Below are 3,923 nucleotides of genomic sequence, written 5' to 3' on the forward strand. Positions count from 1 at the left end.
AAAAATGAAATCACAAAGAAACTCAATGAGATTTCTTGTTTTAAATTTATTATTACAGATAGATTGCACGCTATGGTTCTTGCTAGAATTGTTAACGTTCCATGTTTTTTTATAGATAATAAGACAAAAAAAATAAGTGGTGTCTATTCCTGGATAAAAAAAGATGAAAAAGTCTATCAATTTACAAATTACTCAGAATTAGCAAGTGTAATCAATAATTTTAAGACTGTTGATGATTGTGATAGAAATATTTTGAATAAAGAATTTGATAAAATGAAAAATAAGATAACAGAATTTATAAATAGTAACATAAAGAATTGATATATTTTAATACAACATTTGAATGATGCAATTTATATACAAATACTATTATACATCATAGACTAAATGATACATTGACAAAATATTTATTTTAAAACACTAAAATATAAATTAATTTTGTTTGGTTTAAACTTTAAATAAAATTTAAAAGATATACATTTATTCGTGTCAAGTAAATTAGATGGTCTATGAAATTAATTTTTTTTAAAATAAATTATTGCGATAAAATACCAATTTAAAATTTCTATTTATCACATATTTATGTGTTTCTTCGAGAAAATAATTATTGCCAAATGTTTATTATACAGATTTTACTACTCGTTATACATAATATTTATTTTATCAAAATATACAGGAGGTTTATTCTTGAAAAAAATAATCGTGCGTATGAGAGGTGGTCTAGGGAACCAATTATTTATTATCTCTTATGCTTTATATTTACAAATGAATAGTAATGATGTTGAATTAATTTGTGATTTATCTGAATATGAGACTTATAAAACAAGAAAATTTGAATTATCACAAATGAAAGTTATTTCAAGGTTCACAGTGATGAATTCCATAGAAACAAAAAGGATGCATAAATATAAAATCTTTATGAAAATATTACATTTACGAATATTTATTCTTAATAAAATAAATATCTACATTAACTGTAGCAAATGGATAGAAAATTTGACTGGTGTGATTTACGGTACTAAACAAAATAGTGTAACAAATTTTAGGTATAAAAAAATATATATGTATGGATATTTTGTGGACGTTAAACCTATATTAGAAATTAGAGATAAATTAATAACTCTTTTATCATTAAATAATGAAGAAAATATACAAGAGTACACTAAAATAATTGAAAATAGCAAGCATAATATAGCTATTAGTATAAGGCTAGGTGATGATTATGTTAACTGTGGCTGGCCAATTTGTTCAAAAGATTACTACGATAGAGCTTTGTCTAAGTTGAAAAAAGATGGTTCAAAAATTTTTATATTTTCTGACGATATCAAAAAAGCAAAAACTATGTTTTTTGGAAAAGAATATCATATTGTAGAAAATACTTCACCATGCGAACAAATTGTTTTAATGAGTTTATGTGATGATTTCATTATTTCTAATAGTACTTTTTCTTGGTGGGGAGCTTTCCTTGGAAAAAATAACAATAGGAAAATCTATGCTCCAGAATTTTGGCATACAAGAAAAACAATTGATAGTATGTTTTTCTTTGAAAATATGATTTTAATTCCAAACTAAATAAAATAATGGCGACAATTATCATAATTAAATTATATGAGGAGGTAAATAATGAAGATATGTTGTGGCGTAGTACTTTACAATCCTATAGATCATGATATTAATAGAATTATTAGATATTCCAAATCATTTACACAAGTTATTTTATATGACAATAGTCCTATGGAATTGAAAAATATAAATTTATTTAGTGGGACAAATATTGTTTACGTAAATAATAAAAAAAAATGATGGAATTTGTATTGCTATTAACTATTTGCTAGATTATTGTGTAAATAATAATTATGAGTTTCTTTGCACTTTAGATCAAGATAGTGTTTTTGAATACGATGATATTAACAAAATGAAACAATTTATAAAAAAATACTATGATGAAAAAATAGTGATCTATTCACCAAAAATTAATTATAAACATGTTACTGATGCTAATAATAGTAAACAAATCCCTACTGATTATAATGAAGTTGATTGGGTTATTACTTCCGGTTCATTTATTAATATACCTATGGTTAGTAAATACAATATTAAGTATGATGAGAAATATTTTATAGATAGATGTGATTTAGATTTCTGTAAGCAAATAAGAAATAATAACTTGAAAATTGTTGTAAACAATAAAGCTAAATTGTATCAAGAATTAGGAAGTCTTACTAATAATGGATTTCCTGAACATAATGCTTTAAGACACTATTATATTTTTAGAAATAGGCTATATTTTAACAAAAAATACTATCCATTATTAAAAAGGGAAATGTTAAACATTACACAAACTATTAATCAGTTAAGAACTATACTTTTATATGAATCAGATAAATTCAATAAATTTAAACAATTGGTTTATGCAATTTATGATTATTTACATAAAATTAGTGGCGAGGTTATAAGATGAAATTCTTTATAATTTTTTATTTAATTTTTTGGATATATATAATTATATTGAAAACCTTAAAAACTCACGATACATTGTTTAAACCTAATTTTATTTATGCTATATTTTGGTTATTAATCATGTCCTTGTATTCAATGAATTTATTCAATATTTTTGAAGTTTCAAATAATACGTTAATTATCATATTTATAGGTATTATAGCAGGATCATTAGGATTGGAGATTGGTCAAAAAATATCAATTAGAAAGAAAAAAAATAAAAATTATATCTTTTCTAATAGAAGATATTTAGCATTAGTTGCAATATCAATAATTATTTTTTTAATAACTTCTTTGAACGGCTTACAACTTATTTTGAGTGGATCATCTCTAGGAAATATCAGGTATTTAGAACGAGGAACTATCTTTTCAAATGATTTTCTCGAGGTGTTATATTTATATATTGCTACTCCTATGTCATATGTAATTATGCATGTATGTATTTATAGAATTTTCAATACTGATAATAAAAAAACAAAATACTTTATCATGTTGATTGCTATAACTGCATCAAGCGTATTAACTGAAGGTGGAAGATTTATTATATATTATATTTTAGTAGATTGCATAGTACTATTATTATTAAAAAAGAAAACTACTATTTTAATTAATAATAAATACATGAAAAAAATAACAACATCTAAAACAACTCCTTATGTAATTGTAATATTATGTGTTATAGCATTTATTTATATTACCATAGATAGAGGTTCGGAAATATATAAAACAATTTATACATATTTGTGTGGCTGCGTTCCTTTTTTTGATATGAAACTGGTAGATTTTCATAATAAATTTAATGGATTTACTTATGGTACAACATCTCTTAATGGTTTCTTAAGACCTTTTTTTATAGCGTTAGAATATATTGGCATACCATCCCCTCAGATAATAAAAGCGGCAGAATCAATTTTGCTCAATGTTGAGCAGGGAGCCCATTTTATTGCACCTGATATTAGATATAATGGATTTGTAACTATGTTTTATTCATTTTATGTTGATTTCGGTATCTTTGGTGTAGGAATATTGTCTGCTATATACGGATTTATTTGCTCAAAAGTATATATTGATTTTACCAAAAATAACACTGAAAGAAATACAATAATATATCTAATAATAATACAATCATTGTCTACTATGATGTTGAGATTTTATTTCAGTAGTTATCTGACTGCTTTATCACTAGTATATACATTAATGATATTTAAAAAAGGCAAACAACGCAACAATTAGAAACTCAATAATGACATCTTATATTGTGATAGATATTTATATTTTTAATATGAATAATTGATTGAAAGCTAACTATATAAAAATCAAGTGTTTTTGATGAAAAAGTTTGAAAATGTTTAAATTTTTGATTTTATAAGTTAACTGTTAAAGTCCTTTGAAAAGTGAATAGTGATTTGTCATTTTTGTGCATG

5 protein-coding genes are annotated in these 3,923 nt (G+C 23.4%); all 5 read left to right on the forward strand.

The window, feature by feature from the left end; translation table 11 throughout:
* A partial coding sequence (locus tag J7M77_RS12980; protein ID WP_296879255.1) for a polysaccharide pyruvyl transferase family protein occupies positions 1-321 on the forward strand: 321 nt, incomplete at its 5' end.
* Positions 322-687: 366 nt separating this feature from the next.
* Complete coding sequence (locus J7M77_RS12985; RefSeq protein WP_296879257.1) at positions 688-1,572, forward strand: alpha-1,2-fucosyltransferase; 885 nt, start codon at positions 688-690, stop codon at positions 1,570-1,572.
* Positions 1,573-1,623: 51 nt separating this feature from the next.
* The gene (locus J7M77_RS12990) at positions 1,624-1,803 is read left to right on the forward strand and encodes a hypothetical protein (RefSeq protein ID WP_296879259.1); all 180 of its coding nucleotides are present in this window, start codon (positions 1,624-1,626) and stop codon (positions 1,801-1,803) included.
* Between the two features lie 112 nt (positions 1,804-1,915).
* Positions 1,916-2,461, forward strand: a complete 546-nt coding sequence (locus tag J7M77_RS12995; RefSeq protein ID WP_296879261.1) for a hypothetical protein — start codon at positions 1,916-1,918, stop codon at positions 2,459-2,461.
* Positions 2,458-3,732 (forward strand): O-antigen polymerase, encoded by a 1,275-nt coding sequence (locus J7M77_RS13000; protein ID WP_296879263.1) that lies wholly within the window; start codon positions 2,458-2,460, stop codon positions 3,730-3,732. The genes J7M77_RS12995 and J7M77_RS13000 overlap by 4 nt, the downstream gene beginning before the upstream one ends.
* Positions 3,733-3,923: the final 191 nt, after the last annotated feature.

The sequence above is a fragment of the Thomasclavelia sp. genome, assembly GCF_017889095.1.
Lineage (GTDB): Bacteria > Bacillota_I > Bacilli_A > Erysipelotrichales > Coprobacillaceae > Thomasclavelia.

Bases quoted from the DNA above. Each gene is read 5' to 3' on its own strand.
- J7M77_RS12990 (WP_296879259.1), top strand. From the start codon at position 1,624: ATGAAGATATGTTGTGGCGTAGTACTTTACAATCCTATAGATCATGAT.
- J7M77_RS13000 (WP_296879263.1), top strand. From the start codon at position 2,458: ATGAAATTCTTTATAATTTTTTATTTAATTTTTTGGATATATATAATT.
- J7M77_RS12995 (WP_296879261.1), top strand. From the start codon at position 1,916: ATGAAACAATTTATAAAAAAATACTATGATGAAAAAATAGTGATCTAT.